18 protein-coding genes and 1 other annotated feature are annotated in these 19,581 nt (G+C 39.5%); of the genes, 8 read left to right on the top strand and 10 right to left on the bottom strand.

Annotation, left to right across the window (positions count from 1 at the left end):
• The first annotated feature begins 315 nt into the window (after positions 1 to 315).
• Entirely contained in the window at positions 316 to 900 is a 585-nt protein-coding gene (slyD, locus tag ACRWQN_RS15555; protein WP_434938758.1) for a peptidylprolyl isomerase, read from the top strand.
• Positions 901 to 1,183: 283 nt separating this feature from the next.
• Complete coding sequence (locus ACRWQN_RS15560; RefSeq protein ID WP_226413982.1) at positions 1,184 to 1,567, top strand: hypothetical protein; 384 nt, start codon at positions 1,184 to 1,186, stop codon at positions 1,565 to 1,567.
• Positions 1,568 to 1,661: 94 nt separating this feature from the next.
• Here the strand turns inward: ACRWQN_RS15560 and trpR are convergent, their stop codons facing one another.
• Entirely contained in the window at positions 1,662 to 1,937 is a 276-nt protein-coding gene (gene trpR, locus ACRWQN_RS15565; RefSeq protein ID WP_226413980.1) for a trp operon repressor, read from the bottom strand.
• 195 nt (positions 1,938 to 2,132) lie between these two features.
• Between trpR and ACRWQN_RS15570 the strand changes: the two genes are divergently transcribed.
• Positions 2,133 to 2,582 (top strand): c-type cytochrome, encoded by a 450-nt coding sequence (locus ACRWQN_RS15570; RefSeq protein WP_434938759.1) that lies wholly within the window; start codon positions 2,133 to 2,135, stop codon positions 2,580 to 2,582.
• 94 nt (positions 2,583 to 2,676) lie between these two features.
• Here the strand turns inward: ACRWQN_RS15570 and ACRWQN_RS15575 are convergent, their stop codons facing one another.
• A complete protein-coding gene (locus ACRWQN_RS15575; protein WP_434938761.1) occupies positions 2,677 to 3,342 on the bottom strand; it encodes a cytochrome b/b6 domain-containing protein in 666 nt (221 codons plus the stop codon).
• A 386-nt stretch (positions 3,343 to 3,728) separates the two neighbouring features.
• Here ACRWQN_RS15575 and hpf point away from each other — a divergent pair, with 386 nt between their 5' ends.
• Positions 3,729 to 4,079, top strand: coding sequence for a ribosome hibernation-promoting factor, HPF/YfiA family (hpf, locus tag ACRWQN_RS15580; RefSeq protein WP_434926868.1), 351 nt, complete (start codon positions 3,729 to 3,731; stop codon positions 4,077 to 4,079).
• 112 nt (positions 4,080 to 4,191) lie between these two features.
• Positions 4,192 to 4,316, top strand: a sequence feature (Phe leader region).
• 48 nt (positions 4,317 to 4,364) lie between these two features.
• Complete coding sequence (locus tag ACRWQN_RS15585) at positions 4,365 to 6,305, top strand: chorismate mutase (protein ID WP_434938763.1); 1,941 nt, start codon at positions 4,365 to 4,367, stop codon at positions 6,303 to 6,305.
• A gap of 66 nt (positions 6,306 to 6,371) precedes the next feature.
• Here ACRWQN_RS15585 and ACRWQN_RS15590 read toward each other — a convergent pair whose 3' ends face one another.
• The 8 genes from ACRWQN_RS15590 to ffh all read right to left on the bottom strand — a co-directional run bounded on the left by ACRWQN_RS15590 (position 6,372) and on the right by ffh (position 12,989).
• Positions 6,372 to 6,716, bottom strand: a complete 345-nt coding sequence (locus tag ACRWQN_RS15590; protein ID WP_434938765.1) for a hypothetical protein — start codon at positions 6,714 to 6,716, stop codon at positions 6,372 to 6,374.
• Positions 6,717 to 6,847: 131 nt separating this feature from the next.
• Positions 6,848 to 7,987, bottom strand: coding sequence for a bifunctional chorismate mutase/prephenate dehydrogenase (gene tyrA, locus ACRWQN_RS15595; protein WP_434931977.1), 1,140 nt, complete (start codon positions 7,985 to 7,987; stop codon positions 6,848 to 6,850).
• Between the two features lie 11 nt (positions 7,988 to 7,998).
• Positions 7,999 to 9,090: a 3-deoxy-7-phosphoheptulonate synthase gene (locus tag ACRWQN_RS15600; protein ID WP_434926871.1), complete on the bottom strand. Its 1,092-nt coding sequence runs from the start codon at positions 9,088 to 9,090 to the stop codon at positions 7,999 to 8,001.
• A 381-nt stretch (positions 9,091 to 9,471) separates the two neighbouring features.
• Complete coding sequence (gene rplS, locus ACRWQN_RS15605) at positions 9,472 to 9,825, bottom strand: 50S ribosomal protein L19 (protein WP_188955527.1); 354 nt, start codon at positions 9,823 to 9,825, stop codon at positions 9,472 to 9,474.
• A gap of 34 nt (positions 9,826 to 9,859) precedes the next feature.
• Positions 9,860 to 10,606: a tRNA (guanosine(37)-N1)-methyltransferase TrmD gene (gene trmD / locus ACRWQN_RS15610; RefSeq protein WP_434938766.1), complete on the bottom strand. Its 747-nt coding sequence runs from the start codon at positions 10,604 to 10,606 to the stop codon at positions 9,860 to 9,862.
• Between the two features lie 15 nt (positions 10,607 to 10,621).
• On the bottom strand, positions 10,622 to 11,152 hold the full coding sequence (gene rimM, locus ACRWQN_RS15615) for a ribosome maturation factor RimM (protein ID WP_434938768.1): 531 nt from the start codon (positions 11,150 to 11,152) through the stop codon (positions 10,622 to 10,624).
• A gap of 20 nt (positions 11,153 to 11,172) precedes the next feature.
• Positions 11,173 to 11,424, bottom strand: a complete 252-nt coding sequence (gene rpsP, locus ACRWQN_RS15620) for a 30S ribosomal protein S16 (protein ID WP_160053063.1) — start codon at positions 11,422 to 11,424, stop codon at positions 11,173 to 11,175.
• A gap of 191 nt (positions 11,425 to 11,615) precedes the next feature.
• Positions 11,616 to 12,989, bottom strand: coding sequence for a signal recognition particle protein (ffh, locus tag ACRWQN_RS15625; RefSeq protein ID WP_434931380.1), 1,374 nt, complete (start codon positions 12,987 to 12,989; stop codon positions 11,616 to 11,618).
• Between the two features lie 358 nt (positions 12,990 to 13,347).
• Between ffh and ACRWQN_RS15630 the strand changes: the two genes are divergently transcribed.
• From ACRWQN_RS15630 to ACRWQN_RS15640, 3 genes are all read left to right on the top strand, one after another.
• A complete protein-coding gene (locus tag ACRWQN_RS15630) occupies positions 13,348 to 14,136 on the top strand; it encodes a cytochrome C assembly family protein (RefSeq protein ID WP_434931379.1) in 789 nt (262 codons plus the stop codon).
• A gap of 217 nt (positions 14,137 to 14,353) precedes the next feature.
• On the top strand, positions 14,354 to 15,661 hold the full coding sequence (locus tag ACRWQN_RS15635) for an HlyC/CorC family transporter (protein ID WP_434938770.1): 1,308 nt from the start codon (positions 14,354 to 14,356) through the stop codon (positions 15,659 to 15,661).
• 307 nt (positions 15,662 to 15,968) lie between these two features.
• Positions 15,969 to 19,550, top strand: a complete 3,582-nt coding sequence (locus ACRWQN_RS15640; protein ID WP_434938772.1) for a two-component regulator propeller domain-containing protein — start codon at positions 15,969 to 15,971, stop codon at positions 19,548 to 19,550.
• Positions 19,551 to 19,581 lie beyond the last annotated feature (31 nt).

The following is a 19,581-nucleotide window of genomic DNA, read 5'->3' on the forward strand; positions in this document are numbered from 1 at the left end:
AATAAAACAATTAAAATACTGCATTTACGCTAACGTCAACGTTATTAGTATCACAATTAAATTGTTATATTTTTCAATAATTAAAGATAAAGCGCACCCATTACGCTATCCCAAATAGTAGTGCAGCAAGAATGAGCAAGCTGATAATGTTCTTGATGCTTAATAAATGAGTAAATTTCTATAGCATTCGATTAATCGGATAAAAACAATAACGAGCTAACTAAATCAATAGGAATTGATCAAAATACGTCACAAATCATCGCAGCCCCAAAAAAATAAAGGTATTATGCGCCCATATCAGCAATTGGAGTCATTATGAAAATTTCAAAACATGCCGCGGTTACCATTCATTACCGTCTAAGCGATGCACAAGGTCAATTATTGGAAAGCTCTTTTGATGCAGAGCCAATGATTTATATTCAGGGTACCGAAAATCTTATACCTGGCCTAGAAGCTGAATTAGAAGGTAAAGTTGTTGGTGATAAATTTGAAGCAAACATACCAGCGGAACAAGCTTATGGTGTATATCACGAAGGTTTGAAGCAAGAAGTGCCTTTAGCTGCATTTGGTGATATTGAAGATATCGTACCGGGTATGCGCTTTATTGCAGAAACAGAAATGGGTCAGCGCCCTGTTCAAGTAACAGAAGTAAAAGACGATAGTGTCATTGTTGACGGTAACCATCCCCTAGCAGGCCAAGCATTAACATTTAATGTTGAAGTTATTGCTGTGAGAGAAACAACTGCGGAAGAAATCGCCCACGGACACATTCATGCCCATGGTGGCAGTTGTGGCGGTGGACATGAACATAATCATGAGCACGATCATGAGCACGATCATGAACCTTGTGACACCCAAAAACCGGGTTGTGATGGCAATGGCGGATGTGGTTGTAATTAATAATAAATGTAGACTATTTTACTAAGCTATTAGGTTATTTCACCTAATTAAAACCATTAGAAAGTTTGAATAAATGCAAGTCGCTGATTAAAATATAGTCAGCGACTTTTTTTATACGCTATACTTTATCCTGTGTGGTATCAATTGATACGCCATTTAATAGTGTCACGCTTGCCCTTTCCACCTTGTTTATGATTGAGGACAATTTAATAAACATGCGTTAGCAGCGTGGTATATCTCAGTATAAAAATAATAATAATTAATGATTAGCGACGGAGTGCTCATGTTAATTAAGCCACTTTATGAGTTATTACCTTACACATATATTGCTATCGGCGGGGTAAGTATTTTGATTCTACAACAAGAATATGCAATTGCAGCCGCTGTTGTAGTGTTTTTGTTTGGCGCCAGAATTTATAACTTACGCTCACAAAACCGTCGAACCGACACTAAACGAAGACGTAAAGAAGGTTTATGGCCAGACTGGTTGTATGGGTATATGCCATTCCTTTATATTTTATCGGCAGCTTTGCTTTATCGTTTTATCCCTAAAGATTCTAGCGCTCTGTTTGCTATTTGCTTGGTAACATTTGGGACTTACCTACTTTTAAGGCGCTCTAGTTATAGACGCCATAAAATTCCAGTGTTTAGAACCCATGGCCGTTAATCAACCTTAACTAGAGATAATAAAGGCTTAACAAACAATAAAAAACCGCTTAATCACATCAAGCGGTTTTTATTGTAATGGGTGTCCTATCAATCTACAAAATCAACTTTTGAACTTGCTCACGCTGCTCATTAGACATGTTTTTAAGGTAATTAGAACAGCGTGTAATCGTTGCAATGCTGACTTGATACTCAGCTGCGATTTGCCTTTGACTTAACTTACCTTCCAGTAAGGTTTGAAACACCTTTAATCGGCCGGCAACTGCGCTGCGCTCTTCCTCTGTCAGCAATAACCGAAATAACACCGCTAATTCATCATGATTCGAATGAGTCAAAATTTTATCGACCACTAAACTCCAATTCGCTCTCATAGGTACTCTCTTTAATAAAGTCCCCCTGATAATAACAAGGAAACAGCCGAAAGCAAAAGCTGCACAAACTATATAGCGATATCCAAAAGTGAAGTTATGTAAACTCGCCTCACATTCAGAAACAATCTAAAGGTGATTTCATAAAATAAATGTGTAAAATAAAGCCAATACTCCCTGATAATAATAGAGAATACGATGAAAAAAATTTTACTCGCAATGACGGCTACTGCACTACTGATCCCAAGCGTTTATGCTAATAACTTTAAAGATACTGATCATGCCATTAAATATCGCCAATCAGCATTCGGTTTAATTGCCTATAACTTTGGCGATATGGGTGCGATGTTAAAAGGTAAAAAAGAATTTGACGCCACGGTATTTGCAGCTCGTGCAACCAATGTTGCAGCACTATCAAAAATCCCTCATGAAGGCTTTATTGCAGGTTCAGACAAAGGTAATACCGACGCGTTAGCTAAAATTTGGACTGATAAAGCCGATTTTGATAGCAAAATAACTGAATTCCAAGAAAATGCCACTAAATTGGCTGTCATTGCGCAAGGTACGGATTTAGGGCAGATCAAAAAAGCATTTGGTGATACAGGTCAAAGCTGTAAAGGCTGTCACGACGTTTATAAAAAAGATTAATATCACAAACGTTCTGCTCCAGTATGATAAAAAGCCCATATCGCTAATATCGAATGGGCTTTTATTTTTAGCAGGCATACCGATTAGCAATCGACTACATATACTTGACGGCATCTGCTAACAAGCTAAACCACACCCCTGTAAATAAAACAGCAAACACAATTAACGCAAGCCAGATGGGTACCATTTTAGGTTGTTTCAACTCACCTTGAACGCGCTTATAGCCTGTTATCATTGCCGTAATTAGGTTTTCACCTTTAATGAGATAAACCATTACAGCCAAAACATGCATTGCAGCAAAACCGAGAATAAGATTGAAGTTTTGTTTATGCACCCATGTTAATGTGCTCGCTGTGGCAGATGATACATAACTATAAAAGGGCCCTTCAGTAAAAATATCATCAGTAGCGAATAATCCTGTTACGAGTTGTATTATTAATAGGCTCAGTAGTAATACCACCATATAGCCGCCTAGCGGATTATGCCCTAAAGATTGGGTTTTCTGTTTATCTTTGGCGTATTGAACAACCGTTTTAGGGGGGCGAATAAAATGGGTGAATTTAGCAGTATCACTACCAATAATGCCCCAAATAAGCCTAAAAGCTAATAGCGTTAGTAGCAAGTAGGCAAATATCTGATGCAGACTCATCTCTCCCGCATCAGCACTCCACCACAACGCTCCGAGTAATATCACCATACTCCAATGAAACGCTCTTACTGAAAAGTCCCACACTTTAATTTGCTTAAATTGAGATTGCATTTAATCACTCGACTTTAATAAATGTTGTAATAATTCGCCATAGGCGAAAACATCACTCATTATAAAATTATTTATTCAATTAAGGGGAGTTGAAAACGTAAAGAAGTGTAAGAAATAAAAAAGGCGGCTCAAGTCAATAAACATTATCCTTAAAAAACAGGTTAACACACTGTTAAACCGCATAACACACTGTTGTTATTCATTCAAATATGCGCCTAGTTGACTAGCTTTTCAAGTTAAATTGCCGCTATTTTTAACGAAAATACCTATACGCTCAAATTAATATCACCTAACAAAACCCCTGCTCAATTATGTGACGCGGATCACATTTTATTAGCCTTAAGTTGGTAATCTGAAGTTAAGCAATACAACAGAAGGTTCAAAATATGCTGAAAATCACTAGCAAGCAACTTGAAGTCACTGCCCCTATTCTTGAACGTATTGAAGGACAATTTGAAAAGCTCACAAGACACGATGTTCATCTTATTAACCCGCATGTCATTATTACTCAGGAAAAGCAGCTCTTTAAAATTGAAGCATCTATAGGCTTGCCAAGTGGAGAACTATTTGCCCAGGCGAAAAACGACAACCTTTACGCAGCAATTACTGCAATGGGTAAAAAGCTGGAAAAACAGCTAAATCGCCTGACCCATAAACCCCAAGCTCAACGTCATACTACACTTGAACGTGCAGAAGATGATTTTGAGTATATCTACAAGGAGGATACCGCCGCTTGATACTCATACCAAAAACACATAGCGCATCCTCGGGTGCGCTTTTTTATGCAGGTTTAAGCCAAAGTGAACAATTTTACATTGACACTCACCTAGCGAAGTTTTAGTTTTAACCTATGAACAAAATATTGTGTCGCGTTTTTATTTTCTTTTTTATGCAACCCACATAGGGAGGCGGTTTTTCTGTATTAAAAAGAAAATGAAAATACCAAAGCCTCCCAAATGGGGGGCTTTTTAGTTTTCACTATCGAAATAAGCAATCGAATTGAACAATATTAAGAGGTTAGTATGAATAAGCCACAAGGGTTAGATCTAACGCGAGAACAGATTACATCGTTAGATAATGAGCTACTGACCTTGCTCTCTAAACGTCGTGAACTCAGCCTTGAAGTCGCCCGCAGTAAAGAAGTTGATGTTAGACCTATTCGTGATACCCAAAGGGAAAAAGCATTATTAGAACGACTTGTTCAGCTTGGACGAGACAAAGGGCTTGATGCACATTTTGTGATATCTCTTTACCAAAGCATCATTGAGGACTCTGTGCTTAACCAGCAAGCTTTTTTACACGGCAGAGCCAATCCTGACACACAGAAACAACACTATACAGTGGCCTTTTTAGGAGCCAGAGGTTCATATTCATATCTTGCCGCCACTCGTTACTGTGATAGAAGGCAGGTAACAATGATCGACTTTGGCTGTCAAAGTTTTGATGATATTGTCAACGCAGTTGAATCAGGCCATGCTGATTACGGATTCTTACCGATTGAAAATACCTCTTCAGGATCAATTAATGAGGTGTACGACGTTTTGCAACATACCAGCCTATCGATTGTGGGCGAAACCACAATAGAAGTCGGACATTGCCTATTAGCAAAACGAGGTACTGATACTGCCAATATTAAAACCGTCTATGCGCACCCACAACCCATTAGTCAATGCAGCCGCTACCTGAGCTTACATCCAGAATTTAAACTTGAGTATTGTGCTAGCAGTGCTGAGGCAATGTCTAAAGTGATTGAAGCTGATAATCAAAGTGTTGCCGCTATTGGTAGCGCTGAAGGGGGTGCTCTATATCAGCTAAGCGCTATTGAAGATGGGTTAGCGAACCAAAAAATAAATCAAAGCCGTTTTATTGTTGTTGCGCGTAAACCAGTTGATGTACCAGCACAATTACCGGCTAAAACAACGTTAATTATGGCTACAGGTCAAAAACCTGGCGCGCTGGTTGAAGCACTACTGGTGTTAAAAGCCCATAGTTTGAATATGTCTAAACTTGAGTCGCGTCCCATTCCTGGTACACCTTGGGAAGAAATGTTCTATATCGACATTGATGGTAATCTTGCCAACCATGATGTGCAGCAAGCCATTAAGGAATTAGAGCGATTAACCCGTTTTATTAAAGTATTAGGTTGCTACCCTTGTGAGTCTGTCAAGCCAACACAATTGTCGCAAGCACAATTACTGATTGAACCGAATAGCTCAAGGGCTGTCGAGTCACCAAATCAGCTTACTACATCACCCACAACTAAATATAGTCGCGAATATAAGTCACAGGACAGTGAAGTCCAATGCAAACAATTGCAAGTAGGTAATAATCAATTTGGCGCATTTCAATTAGTTGATGAACCTAAAACTGATACAGAGCTAGCGAGTCTTGCAAAACAAACTAAAGAAGCGGGCTTTCAAGCTATTATTCTTAACCCATCTTTGGGCGTAACTAGCGAAAGCCAACTAAAGAAACATCTTCAGGTCATTGAGCAAGCGGGATTAGTAAGCGTATTATTTATCGAACAAGAAAACGATATCAGCAGTGCCCACTTAGCCGATATGGTTATGTTAAGTGGTCAAAATATGTTTAATCAAGGCTTGCTCGGCCAGTTAGGCAGCTTAAATAGGCCTGTCATTATTGAACGTAATAACATGGCCAGTACTGAAGATTGGCTTGCTGCTGCACAAATAGTATTAGCGCAAGGAAATCAACAGGTCATCCTGTGTGATTCTGGGGTCAGAAGCTTTGCAAAGCCAGATCAAATCAGTCTCGACTTATCATCATTAGTCAGCATAAAACAAATGTGCCATCTACCTATCATTTGCAATGTAGCTAATGAGAAGAGCAATAACCGATATCCACAGGCCAAAGCCGCCAAGCAACTTAACGCTGATGGTATTGTATTAGCAGCGCCTTGTACCGATGCCGATAGCAACCTGCTTCGTGAGCTTTATTTGTAGTATTTATCCACAAAAATGCCGGTATTAACCGGCATTTTTTATTCCTTCTGAATAACACTATAAAACCTAAACCATTAAGCCTTCATTCAAACTCACCCAGCCTTTAAATATACGGTAACTAAACCACGTTATCCCCATAAGATAGAGCGACACACTTAGCCAAACAGGACTTAATAAATAGCCCGCTATAAAAAAGGGACATAGTCCAATAATACTGAGTCGTTGCCAACGCAAATGCGATGCAAGTAATGAATTAGGCTTAATGTTTTTCTGAATAAGATTAAGCCAAAAGCTCATTAACACAGGAATAAAAAAAAGCGGAAAAGCACTCATCATTGCATAGAGAAAATGGCCTACGGTATTATCTTGCGATGTTGATGTTGATGTTGACAGCGTATCGAATGAAGTCATGGGCACATCTCCAAAATAGAATAGGTAAAGGGCAATTTAATTGCTCTGTCATCGATAATATACGCTGACTACTAGAATATAAATGTAAGCCCTATACTGTATTTACGCAAACAACAAAAAATGAAAAATGATTAACCTGTCTTCATATCATTCACTGACTGCAGCATTGCACGGCTTTCATGTTGAAACTGTGGAGCAAAGTCACCAAACCATTTAGCGACGCGTTTAAATTCTTCTACAAACGCATTACGGTCACCTGACTTTAATAATGCTAACGCGTCTCGATAGTTATCCAAATAATCACTTATCACGTCTTGGCTGCCTTGCTGTGCAAATATAATATCGGCATAAAGCTCGGGATCTTGAGCAAACAATCGACCTACCATCGCCAGCTCTAATCGATAAATTGGCGAACTAAATTGCAATAATGTATCTATATCAGCCTGCTCCTCACATAGATTCACACCATACACAAAACTAGAAAAGTGACGCATAGCTTGTACAAGTTGCATCGCTTTGTCGTGTTTAACCGGTTCAGCTTCAACAACTCTTGCGCCCCAAATAGCAATTTGTTCAAGTAACCATTGATAAGATTCAGGCTGACGCCCATGGCACACCACCACAACTTGTTTAGCTAAACTGCCGACATCTGGACCAAACATAGGGTGTAAACCTACCACAGGCCCTTTGTGCGCCTCTAGCATCGCCAAAACAGGCTGTTCTTTAATCGAAGTTAAATCAGCTAAAATGCATGTGTCAGGTAAATGAGTCAGGTGTTCTCGAATAACATCACAGGTGACTTTAATTGGCACAGTAACCAGCACCATTCCGGCACCATCAAATAGTGCTTCGGCGCGGTGCCAATCATTCTTGTCCAAGCTTTTCACTTGATAACCAGATAGTGTAAGCATTTGAGTAAATAACTGACCTAACTGGCCATCACCACCAACGACAACCACATGGCCTAAGTCTGTTTTTACCTGTTTAAAGCCAACATCTTTTTCATTCAGATAAGACTCACGCATTAAGCGACGTAAAATATCTTCGATCAATTGTGGCGATACATTCATCTTTTGCGCTTCGTCACGACGTTTAGCTAACATGGAAGCTTCACGTTGTGGGGCATAAATGGGCACACCAGCGGCGTGCTTGACTGCACCAACTTGGGCGACTAAATCTAAACGTTTACGCAATAAATGTAGAAGTTGTTGATCAACGCCATCGATTAAATCGCGAAGTTTTTCTAAATCAGCTGTGGTTTTTTCGTTCATCATACTTTTCATTAACCATTAACAACTTGCAGCACATTAAAGCGAGTTGGCAGTACGGCAGATAATTGGTTAGCGCCTTGTCGTAAAATTGTTTCAGTTGTTGCCCAATCAATACAGGCATCGGTGACAGATACACCATAGTCAAGTTCATTTAATGGCTTATTAGTACTTTGATTACCTGCATTTAAATGGCTTTCAAGCATAACACCAATGATAGATTTATTGCCCGAGACAATTTGATTAAATACATCTTCGCACACTTGTTTTTGACGATTGTGATCTTTAGATGAATTACCATGACTGCAGTCAACCACTAAACGTGCATTCAACTTAGCATTATGAATTTGTATTTCACACTCAGCCACACTTTTAGCATCATAATTAGGTGCAATACCGCCACGAAGAATGATATGACCGTCAGGATTACCGGCAGTTTGCAATAAGCTGACCTGGCCTTCTTGGTTAATACCCATGAAACGGTGGCTGCTGGCTGCAGATTTAAGGGCATTAATAGCAACATCTAGCTTGCCTTCCGTGCCATTTTTAAAACCTACAGGCATAGATAACCCCGATGCCATTTCTCTGTGGGTTTGAGATTCAGTGGTGCGGGCGCCAATAGCAGACCAGGTGACTAATTCAGAAATATACTGAGGACTAATAGGATCCAGCGCTTCAGTTGCCACGGGCAATTCTAATTCAGCTAACCAAATCATCAATTCACGAGCCATACGGAGTCCTTTTTCTACGTCAAAAGACTCATCCATATTCGGATCGTTAATCAGCCCTTTCCAGCCTACTGTGGTACGAGGTTTTTCAAAGTACACGCGCATTAAAATATAAAAATCATCACTGAGTTCATCGTGTAATTTTTTCAACTTAAGCGCATATTCTTTAGCTGCATCAATATCATGTATTGAACAAGGCCCTGTCACAACCAATACCCGACTATCACGTTTATGCACAATGTCTGCTACCGTTTTACGCGCATCCAAAATATAACGATATGCATGTGCTGATAAGGGTAACTCTTGTTTCAGTTGTGACGGCGTTGACAGTATTTGCTCAGAACTAATATGAATATTGTTGATGGTATCTTGCTGCATGATATCGGCTCACTGTAATAAGGTAAAAAGCAATCTAGTCACACTTTTTAGTGATAACTAAAACCACTGTATTTTTGTAATGATACACCATTACAACATAGAGCTAACTATGCCTGCGCATTTTTATGAGATCAAGACTTATTTAACTCAAATGTGTAATTACTGCCATATCAGTATTCATGAGGATCATATGGCTATCTATTGTTAAATGACTAATGTGAAACTCAGATAATGAGTCAGGCTCGATAAGTAAAGCTAAGGGCTAAATAAAAGTCTGCTTACATGACTCAAAAATGATGGGGACGAATGCTAAAAACAAAAAACCGCCTTTCGGCGGTTAGTTGTGCGAACACTGCATCTTTTAAACTAAATTGATAACTATTACTTAGTTGCCAATTTTTCACGGATACGTGCAGATTTACCTGAACGCTCACGTAAGTAGTAAAGTTTAGCACGACGAACACGGCCGCGACGCTTAACTTCGATGCTAGCAATTAATGGGCTGTGCGTTTGGAAAGCACGCTCAACACCTTCACCATTAGAGATTTTACGTACTGTGAATGCAGAGTGCAAACCACGGTTACGCTTAGCGATAACGATACCTTCAAAAGCCTGAAGACGCTCTTTATCACCTTCTTTTACGCGTACTTGAACTACTACTGTATCACCAGCACCAAAATCAGGTACGTCTGTTTTCATTTGCTCATCGTTGAGCATTTTAATGATGTTGTTCATAACTTACTCCATTCTAGAATAACTGAAACAATGACTATACGGACGTGTCCGTTTCATTTACAAACTGCGCTAATAAGGCTGTTTGTTCGTCAGTCAGAGCTAGATTTTCAAATATTTCTGGTCGCCGTAGAAAAGTTCTTCCGATACTTTGCTGCAACCGCCAGAGTCTGATTTTTTCGTGGTCACCGCTTAACAACACTGCCGGTACGTCCATGCCATCTAAGTTTTCAGGGCGAGTATAATGAGGACAATCCAGTAATCCGTCAGAGAAAGAGTCTTGCTCTGCCGAAGCTTGCTTACCAAGTACACCAGGTACTAAGCGAGCCACTGAATCGATTAAAGTCATTGCAGGTATTTCGCCGCCCGAAAGCACGTAATCCCCTATTGACCATTCTTCATCTACTTCAGTTTGAATAATGCGCTCATCGACACCTTCGTAACGACCACACACTAAAATCAAACTGTCTGATTTAGCTAACTCAGTAACGCCTTGCTGATCCAGCTTGCGCCCCTGAGGAGATAGATAAATCACTTTCGCTCCGTCACCCGCTGCAGCTTTCGCTGCATGAATGGCATCTCGCAAAGGTTGCACCATCATTAACATTCCAGGTCCACCGCCGTATGGGCGATCATCAACCGTGTTATGTCTGTCATGGGTGAAATCGCGAGGATTCCACGTGTGCACCTTGAGCAGGCCGTTTTTTACGGCTCGACCCGTCACCCCAAAGTCTGTAACAGCACGAAACATCTCTGGAAACAGGGTTATTACCCCTAACCACATATGTTGTACCTCGACTTAGAAGTCAGGATCCCAATCCACTGTTATCTGTTTGCCTTGCAAATCCACTTTTAAAATGAATTGTTCAGGGACAAAGGGGATCATACGTTCCACTTTGCCAAAAGCATCTTTGGCATTAGCTTTAACAAGTAAAACATCGTTAGATCCTGTTTCCACGATCTGGTCAACAATGCCCATGTTATAGCCGTTATTATTAGTCACTTCACAGCCGATAAGATCACGGTGATAAAATTCATCATCACTGAGTTCTTTCATTTGTTCAGGCATAATCGCAATTTCACAATTTGTGAGCATTTGCGCCTGTTCCCGTGATGCGACTCCTTCAAGTTCAGCGATAACCGCTTTACCTTGTGAGCGCCACTGGCTGACTTTAACTTCACGCCATTTCCCCTGGTCATAAATAAGCCAAGGAGAATAATCAAAAATGCCTTCAACAGAATTGGTATAGGCAGTGATTTTTAGCCAACCTTTAATGCCATGACAAGCGCCTATTTTACCCAGCACAATCGGCTGTTGGTTACTACTCATCTATCTATACCTAAACGCAATTAAGCTGCTGCTTTACGTGCGTCTTTAATTAACTTAGCAACACGCTCAGATGTTGCCGCGCCAGTAGCAACCCAATGCTCAACACGATCTAAATCTAAACGTAAAGTTTCTTCTTGACCACGAGCTAGTGGGTTGAAAAAGCCTACACGTTCGATGAAACGACCGTCACGAGCATTGCGGCTATCAGCAACAACGATATTATAAAATGGACGCTTTTTTGCGCCGCCACGAGCTAAACGAATGGTAACCATGCGTTTTATTCCTCTAATGATTTGCTAGAAGCAAAAATAAAAACTGGAACCCGTGTTCGCGAAGGTCCCAGTAAGAAAGCCGGAAGATTTTACCCTACTTTGAAACTAATGCAACCCAAAGCGCCGTTTTTTACAGCAAAAAGGGTTATAGCGCCAAGCAAAGTATCACTTCCGAAGATTAAATTGATTAACTAACGACCGGGCATCTTCATACCAGGCGGTAACATACCGCTCATACCACGCATCATTTTTTTCATGCCGCCTTTAGCTGACATTTTTTTCATCATTTTTTGCATTTGAGTAAATTGCTTTAACAGGCGATTTACGTCTTGAATTTGTGTCCCTGAACCTAGCGCGATACGACGTTTGCGTGAACCTTTGATTACATCAGGGTTTTTGCGTTCTTTGGCTGTCATGGAGTTAATAATCGCTTCCATTTGGCCAGTCATTTTACCGTCTTGAACTTGCGCTAATGCTTCTGGAGGTAACTTACCGACACCGGGCAGCTTTTCTATCATGTTCATCATGCCGCCCATGTTTTTCATTTGCTGCAGCTGTTCACGAAAATCTTCTAAATCAAAACTACCACCAGCTTTCACTTTAGAAGCCAGTTTCATTGCCTTGTCTTTATCGACGCCGCGTTCAACTTCTTCAATCAGTGAAAGAACATCACCCATGCCTAGAATGCGCGATGCGATACGGTCAGGATGGAAAGGTTCAAGCGCGTCAGTTTTTTCACCAACACCTAAAAACTTAATCGGTTTGCCAGTTATGCTGCGAATTGATAACGCAGCACCACCGCGAGCATCACCATCCACCTTGGTTAAAATCACCCCTGTTAATGGCATTGCTTCATTAAAAGCTTTAGCTGTATTTGCTGCATCTTGACCTGTCATTGCATCAACAACAAATAAGGTCTCTACAGGCTTAATAACCGCATGAAGCTGTTTAATTTCGTCCATCATGGCTTCGTCAACATGCAAACGACCTGCTGTATCGACAATAACAACATCAATGAACTTTAGTTTGGCATAAGCTATTGCCGCTTTTGCTATATCTAACGGCTTTTGACTGACATCAGATGGGAAAAACTCAACCTCAACTTCAGCTGCTAAGGTTTCAAGCTGTTTTATTGCCGCTGGGCGATAAACATCAGCACTGACAACTAACACGGATTTTTTATGACGAGTGCGTAAAAACTTACCTAACTTGGCTACAGAGGTGGTTTTACCCGCCCCTTGAAGACCCGCCATCATAATGACAGCCGGAGGCTGAGCAGCTAGGTCAAGCTCTTCATTAGCTTCCCCCATAGCGCGTTCAAGTTCACTTTGCACAATCTTAATAAAAGCTTGGCCTGGACTTAAACTTTTAGAGACTTCTTGTCCGACAGCGCGATCTTTTACACTGCTAACAAAGTCTCTTACTACTGGCAATGCAACATCAGCCTCGAGCAAAGCCATGCGGACTTCACGTAAGGTGTCTTTAATGTTGTCTTCCGTTAATCGACCGCGACCACTTATATTTTTTAGTGTTCGTGATAGTCTGTCAGATAGATTCTCAAACATTTAACCGCTCTTAATACGCTTATCGATAATGCGCACTATTATACTCAAAAATTTTTAAGATGCGCGCTTGTGTGACAAATTATTCATTTTTAACTCAAACGATTAGCCTTACGCCTTATTTATAGCAGGATCAAACTCATGTTTAATCACGGTGTTCAAGTGTCTTATTACCCATAACAGATGCAATAAGGTAAATTATTTGCAGCTAACGGTCAGAAACTGTTAAATTTTGCGTAATAGGTCACTGCCCTTATTAGGTGACTTCATGTTAATCTTACCCAATAGTGTTCATGTGCGTTTTGAGACTAGATATTATATCTAGTCAGCATGTCCATATAACTTGATAGGTTTAAATCAGATGGTTATTTTTTCTGCTTCGGCTATGTTTTTTTATTGTATTGCATTGATTCTTGCCACTAGCCGGCTATTTCATGCTGATGGTCCCAATCGCAAACTTCTTATGATGATATCTGCTCTGGGTGTGGTAATGCATGGTTTTGCTTTATCTCATTCAATTTTTACACTTGATGGGCAAAACTTCAGCTTAACCAATGTCATATCAATGGTGAACTGGATCATCGCATTTACCTTTACCGTTACCTTACCGCGGCTAAAAGTGATTGTCGTGTTGCCGGTAATTTATGCCTGTTCAATCATCTCGGTAGCTTTGCTATGGCTACTACCTCCTCAATATATTACTCATTTTGAACTGCACCCGGAAATTCTTGCGCATGTTGTATTATCGCTTATGGCATACAGTGCATTAATGATTGCAGCACTTTATGCACTGCAATTGTGGATTATTCAAAATAAGCTTAAAAATAAGAAAATGATCATGAGCACTGCTATGCCACCGCTTATGACCGTAGAGCGCCAGTTATATCACCTTATTGTGATTGGCTTTATTTTATTAAGCTTGTCACTAGTGACTGGGTTTGTGTTTTTAGAAGATATGTTTGTTGATGGTAAAGGCCACAAAGCTATCCTGTCTATGGCTGCCTGGGCTGTATATGGCACTATGTTGTGGCAACACTACACAATAGGCTGTCGTATCCGCACTGCTGTGGTTTACAGTTTATCTGGTGCAGGACTACTTTCATTAGGCTATTTTGGTGCCCGTATTGTTAAAGAATTGATTATTAATTAATTACCACTTCGGTTATGACTATGAAAGTCGTCATAACCGTTAAAAAGCGGGGATTTTCAACGAAATGAAGTTGTTCACTCTGCATGTTGTCTTTTACTTTACTAATATTATAAGCCTCTATAACTTGACTCTTTTCGTCAGTGGTTAATAATGCTGGTTAAATATATCTATTCTGGTCGTCAACAACGGCCTACATACCATAACGGAGCCCCCTTCCTTGGACGCTATATCTACCAGCGCACTGTTAATTTTTCTTGTAGTATTGATTTTGATTTCTGCATACTTTTCTGGTTCAGAAACCGCCATGATGACGCTTAACCGTTATCGTTTACGGCATTTGGCTGGTAGTGGTAACAAACCAGCACAGCGAGCGCTAAAGCTACTTGATAGGCCAGACCGATTAATTGGGCTTATTCTTATCGGCAATAACTTAGTAAATATCCTCGCCTCTTCAATTGCAACCATAATCGGTATGCGCGTACTTAGCCAATATAATATTGATGAAGCTGCCAGCATTGCTATCACTACCGGCGTACTGACTGTCGTCATTTTGATTTTTGCAGAAGTCACCCCCAAGACCTATGCTGCATTACACCCAGAAAGAATCGCCTTTCCATCAAGCATTATTCTGAAATGGCTATTGATTATTATGCTGCCGTTAGTAAAAGGGCTTAACATTATTACTACCGGTTTCCTGCGTTTATTGGGGATTAAAACAGTCAAAACCAATGATGCATTAAGCCAAGAAGAGTTACGTACCGTTGTTCACGAAGCTGGTGCGCTTATTCCCCAGCGTCACCAAGAAATGTTATTGTCGATATTAGATTTAGAAAAAGTCACAGTAGAAGACATTATGATTGCGCGTTCCGATATTTACGCTATCAATATGAATGATGATTTTAAGCTCATTAATAAGCTTGTTATCCAAAGCCCACATACTCGTGTATTAGTATATCGAGACACAATTGATGATTCGGTTGGGTTTATCCATTTACGTGATGCTCTTCGTCTACAATCAAAAGAGCAATTTAGTAAGTCTTCCTTATTACGTGCGGTAAAAGAGCTGTACTTTATTCCTGAAGGCACACCGCTAAACGTGCAGTTAGCAAATTTTCAACAAAATAAAGAACGCATAGGGCTGGTTGTTGATGAGTATGGTGACATCCAAGGGCTTGTTACGCTTGAAGATATTTTAGAAGAGATAGTCGGCGACTTCACCACATCAATGATGACGACACCAAGCGAAGATATTAACATCCAACAGGATGGAAGCTTTTTAATAGATGCAACTATTAACATTCGTGATTTAAATAAAGAGATGAAATGGGATTTCCCTATCGATGGCCCCAAAACACTCAATGGGTTAATTGTCGAGTATCTTGAGGATATCCCTGCGGCTAAAACTAGTTTGCGCTTAGCTGATTATCATATAGAAGTCATCGAAGTATCAGATAATATGATTAAATCCGTGCGGATTATGCCAAACTCACCCATCGTAGACCCGGATGATAGTATTATTGGTTAACAGTAATTGGTTAGCTTCAATTAGTTAGCAGCAATGAATTAACTTCAAATTAGTTAACAAATAAAAAGGAACCTTCGGGTTCCTTTTTTGTCAACGCCAGTACTTAACTCGCATTTTATTAATTTAGTTCTACACTTAAATTTAACACTTAAGATAATTATTAAAGTAAAAAAGTGTAAGGATCAACTGTGTGAGAAAAAAACGCCTACTAAGCTACTATACTTTTTTGAGTATATTCTTTTTTGCTCCTCATCTTACTCAGGCTGTGGTGCTATTTGACACGATTGGAGCCGAGCATGGCTTATCCATGAACACTGTTAATGATGTCATTACGGATCAAGATGGTTATTTATGGATAGCGACACAGGCTGGTTTGAATCGTTACAATGGTAAAGAAATAAAGATTTACTTAAAAGAAGATCAATATGGCCCATCAGGCAATCATATTAGTCATTTGTATTACAGTAAAAAAGGAGAGCTTTGGCTGTCCACCGTCAATGATGGTTTAAATAAATTCAAACCAAAAACCAAACGTTTTGAGCATTACAACGCGCCTAAATTTGGATTACCCTCTAGCGGAATTAACGACCTAAGTGAAGATAGTGAAGGTAATATTTGGATTGCTACTAATAACGGAATTTATATTTTTTCTGCTACACAAAATGTGGTTATTGAACACTTAAATATCGGCGACAAAGGTTTATTAGATGACAATATTCACGGCCTATTTTTAGATAAATCATCGCGTTTATGGGTTTATCACAATCAAGGCCTACAACTTTACTTACCTGAACAAAAAAAATTAACCACGATATCTCAACAATCTAAGCAAACAAAATATATTACTCGCATTGCAAATGGAGACGATAATAACATTTGGGTAGCAACCAGTAATAGTGAATTATTGCAGCTAGATTTTTCTCAAGGGTTAACATCGCCAACCACCACTTCGCACCAGTTATTTTTTCCCGATACCGTTCAGCAAGACAATATCAATGACTTAGCTTTAGATATCGATGGTAAACTTTGGATTGGCTTTCAACAAGCTGGTGTAGCTTGGTATCAGCCAGACACACATCAATTTGAACATTTTTCTCATTCAGCAAGCAATACTCGTAGTGTCAGTAGTGATTTAATTACCAGGCTGTGGATAGACGACGAACACCAACTATGGATTGGCACAAGAGGGGCTGGTTTAAGTAAAACAGATCTAAATAGCCAAGCTTTCAATACTATCAATCAATATGCATTCTTTGAAAACAATATCTCTGATAACGATATTAGAACTATTTATCGAGATAAACAAAACGTCCTTTGGATAGGGACTGCCCAAGGGTTATTCATTGCAGCTGAAGATACTCAAAGAAACATTACTGGCTTCTCACTTTTTATCCACCCACAATTTGATAGTAAAAGCTTTATTAGTTTTATAACACAAGATGATAAACAACAGCTTTGGATTGGTACGCGCGGCAATGGTTTATATATCATGGATATTAAAACCAAGGAAATTAACCAATATGTAGCTCAGCCAGATAACCCTCTGGCAATAGCAAGTAACCATCTATATAGCATTTTATTCGATGACACTAAGCAAGCTTGGGTTACGACAAAAGATGCAGGGCTAAGTTTATTTATACCCACTACACCTGGTTTTAAATCCTGGTCTCATGATCCCAATTTACCGGACAGCCTTGCGAGTAATGAGATAAGTAAGATTTTACCTGCTCAGCAAGGCGGGTACTGGATATTGACTTATGGTGCAGGGTTAATTCATATGTCTGTAGAGGGAGAATTTACCCAATATGCGCCAAACACTGTCGATCAATTTCCTAGCAAACATTTATTTAATGCGTATTGGATAAAAGATAGGTTGTGGATCTCTTCCAGTGATGGGGTTTTCTCTTTTATACCTGAAACAAAGGCGGTGCAACTATTTAATAAGCAAAATGGTTTAATCGACAATATCGCTTACCTTATGGTTAAAGATAAATCGGATCAACTCTGGGTCGGTACATCTGAAGGGCTTAGCGTTCTTAATAGCAAAGATCATACAATACGTAATTATACTGATGTGGATGGGCTTCAGAATAATGAGTTTAATTTCGGTGCAGGCTTTGTTGATGATAATAATCGTGTTTATTTAGGTGGCATAAATGGGTTTAACATCATTACCCCCTCTGATTTACCCGTCACACCAGAACCTAAAACGCCCATTATCGACGAGTTTTACTTATTAAATAAATTGCAGCGTCTACAAGATGACACACGGTTTAATCAATCGCTGGATGTCAGTTATGCCGATAATATTCAGTTGAGTTATCTAGACACATTATTTTCATTTCGTTTTCACAGTAATAATTTACATCAAGCCCAACAGATTAAATATGAATATAGGATGCTAGGACTACATCAGCAATGGTTTGATGACTTAAACAGTCATATTGCCCATTTTTCTGGTTTATCACCGGGTAAGTACCAATTTCAAGTCAGAGCTAAAAATCACAATAATCAGTTTAGCCAGATAAGAACCTTGGACATTCATATTATGCCCCCACCCTGGCAAACATGGTGGGCATATTTACTTTATTGCTTGTTTTTTATTGCCATCATCGGATTGTTTAGCTGGTTACAAACTCGCAAATATCGCATTAAAGTCTTTATGATGGAGCAAGTTGCTAAAAGCGAGCAGCGATTACAGCTCGCATTATGGGGCAGTGGTGATGAGTTTTGGGACTGGGATATTCGCAATAAAACCGCAACTCGTACTAATACTTTTTTACAATATCCTGAACACGAAATCAGTTTAATGGACACCCTACAACAGTGCGTTCACCATGATGACTTACCCCATGTAATTAATATTATGACCTCTTGCTTAAACTTAGAGGAAAATAAATTTGAACTGGCTTATAGAGCAAAAACACCTGATGAAAAATGGCTTTGGGTACTTAATAGAGGTCAAGTGATAGAGAGAAATAATCAAGGAAAACCAAACAGAATAACGGGTACAATAAAGAATATTCAGTCGTTGAAAGAAACTGAAGAAGCACTAAAGCTGCTCAACATTGAGCTTGAAGATAGAGTAAAGTCTCGCACTGAAGAGCTTAAACTCACTCAAAATGAGCTCATTGATAAGGAAAAAATGGCCACGTTAGGTGGACTCGTCGCAAGTATTACTCACGAAATGAATACTCCAATCGGTATTAGTGTGACAGCGACATCGCACCTTTCGGACAGGGTCGAGGAGTTCAATAAAAAATATCAATCTGGCGATGTTTCACACGAAGATTTTGAACTATATCAAACTGAAGTTGCTGATTGTGCAAGACTGATGCTATCTAATTTAAATAGAGCAACCAAATTAATACAAAGTTTCAAAAAAGTTGCGGTGGATCAATCGCATGAAGAAGTAAGAGACTTTAATCTGAAACAATATTTAGATGAAATATTTGTGTCACTGCACCCATTATTATCCCGTACTAAACACCAATATGATTACCAGTGCCCTGAAGATATTTCATTACACAGTCAGCCGGGCGTACTGTATCAAATTATCAGCAACTTATTAAATAATTCGATAATTCATGCTTACCCTGATAATAAAATCGGCCAACTGACTTTAACCGTAACGCGAGAACCTAACGGGCTTAAAATTATTTATAAAGATGATGGATGCGGTATGTCAGATGAAATTAAGCAGAAGATTTTCACCCCCTTTTTCACCACTAAACGTGGCCAGGGTGGAAGCGGCCTGGGAATGAACATTCTATATAACTTAGTTAATCAGGTTTTAAAAGGCAAAGTCACCTTGAGCACGGCTCCAGAACAAGGCGCTATATTTACAATTGAATTACCCGAAGAAATAATGACGAAACAAATAAATTGAATCTGGGTGTTTTATGTGTGCTTATATCGTA

This window comes from Shewanella sp. HL-SH8 (assembly GCF_051165765.1).
GTDB classification, from domain to species: Bacteria; Pseudomonadota; Gammaproteobacteria; order Enterobacterales; family Shewanellaceae; genus Shewanella; species Shewanella glacialimarina.

Bases quoted from the DNA above. Each gene is read 5' to 3' on its own strand.
- slyD (WP_434938758.1), top strand. From the start codon at position 316: ATGAAAATTTCAAAACATGCCGCGGTTACCATTCATTACCGTCTAAGC.
- ACRWQN_RS15560 (WP_226413982.1), top strand. From the start codon at position 1,184: ATGTTAATTAAGCCACTTTATGAGTTATTACCTTACACATATATTGCT.
- trpR (WP_226413980.1), bottom strand. From the start codon at position 1,937: ATGAGAGCGAATTGGAGTTTAGTGGTCGATAAAATTTTGACTCATTCG.
- ACRWQN_RS15570 (WP_434938759.1), top strand. From the start codon at position 2,133: ATGAAAAAAATTTTACTCGCAATGACGGCTACTGCACTACTGATCCCA.
- ACRWQN_RS15575 (WP_434938761.1), bottom strand. From the start codon at position 3,342: ATGCAATCTCAATTTAAGCAAATTAAAGTGTGGGACTTTTCAGTAAGA.
- hpf (WP_434926868.1), top strand. From the start codon at position 3,729: ATGCTGAAAATCACTAGCAAGCAACTTGAAGTCACTGCCCCTATTCTT.
- ACRWQN_RS15585 (WP_434938763.1), top strand. From the start codon at position 4,365: ATGAATAAGCCACAAGGGTTAGATCTAACGCGAGAACAGATTACATCG.
- ACRWQN_RS15590 (WP_434938765.1), bottom strand. From the start codon at position 6,716: ATGACTTCATTCGATACGCTGTCAACATCAACATCAACATCGCAAGAT.
- tyrA (WP_434931977.1), bottom strand. From the start codon at position 7,987: ATGAACGAAAAAACCACAGCTGATTTAGAAAAACTTCGCGATTTAATC.
- ACRWQN_RS15600 (WP_434926871.1), bottom strand. From the start codon at position 9,090: ATGCAGCAAGATACCATCAACAATATTCATATTAGTTCTGAGCAAATA.
- rplS (WP_188955527.1), bottom strand. From the start codon at position 9,825: ATGAACAACATCATTAAAATGCTCAACGATGAGCAAATGAAAACAGAC.
- trmD (WP_434938766.1), bottom strand. From the start codon at position 10,606: ATGTGGTTAGGGGTAATAACCCTGTTTCCAGAGATGTTTCGTGCTGTT.
- rimM (WP_434938768.1), bottom strand. From the start codon at position 11,152: ATGAGTAGTAACCAACAGCCGATTGTGCTGGGTAAAATAGGCGCTTGT.
- rpsP (WP_160053063.1), bottom strand. From the start codon at position 11,424: ATGGTTACCATTCGTTTAGCTCGTGGCGGCGCAAAAAAGCGTCCATTT.
- ffh (WP_434931380.1), bottom strand. From the start codon at position 12,989: ATGTTTGAGAATCTATCTGACAGACTATCACGAACACTAAAAAATATA.
- ACRWQN_RS15630 (WP_434931379.1), top strand. From the start codon at position 13,348: ATGGTTATTTTTTCTGCTTCGGCTATGTTTTTTTATTGTATTGCATTG.
- ACRWQN_RS15640 (WP_434938772.1), top strand. From the start codon at position 15,969: ATGAACACTGTTAATGATGTCATTACGGATCAAGATGGTTATTTATGG.